Raw genomic sequence first — 604 nt, 5'->3', positions numbered from 1 at the left:
GTTGCGTGATAGCCGCGTGCACCGCGCCCTTGTCGTTGGCGATCCCATTCGCGAACGAGCCAATGAGGCTCCGCTTGGATTCATCTATCCAAGGTTCGAGCTCGATCTCGGCCCTCTTTCGGATCATCGCGTGGAAGCGGCCAACGAGAGCGTTGGCATCGGCCAGCATAGGGACGCTTTGTTCAATAGCGGCAACCGTGACGGTCTCGGCCTTGGTTCGGTGGTCCCGCTTCATCGTCATCAACTGCGCTATCGTCCGGGCGGCGGGGACCCTCTGCAATTGTTGACGGCTGATGGTCTCGGCGCGTCGCCGTCGCGTGGCCCATTCCGCCACCACGCGCAGCGATCCCTTAAAGCCTTGCCCTCTCAAACGGCGCCAGAGTTCGGCACCGTTACGACAGCCGCCTGACCACTGCGCGTCCAGGAACGGCAGGTGCCCATCCAGGGTGCTTTGACGGGTGCGGAAGATATCCGTACCGCCGCCGCGACTAATTTGGCGAACCAGATTGCGACTATGTCCTGTGCGGCGGACGATCTCCTTGAGCGGCACACCGTCGCTGACAAGAGCCGCGATTGCGGCATGGCTGTCCTGGCGCCGCAGATA

Annotated in this window: 1 pseudogene; it reads right to left on the bottom strand. The window is 62.6% G+C overall.

Annotation, left to right across the window (positions count from 1 at the left end):
• A pseudogene (locus AC0L3P_RS39990) lies at nucleotides 1-604 on the bottom strand (ISL3 family transposase); the annotation flags it as partial.

It is taken from the genome of Bradyrhizobium sp. WSM4874 (assembly GCF_055811835.1).
Note: the sequence above shows the minus strand (reverse complement) of the source record. Positions and strands in the feature narration are given on the sequence as shown.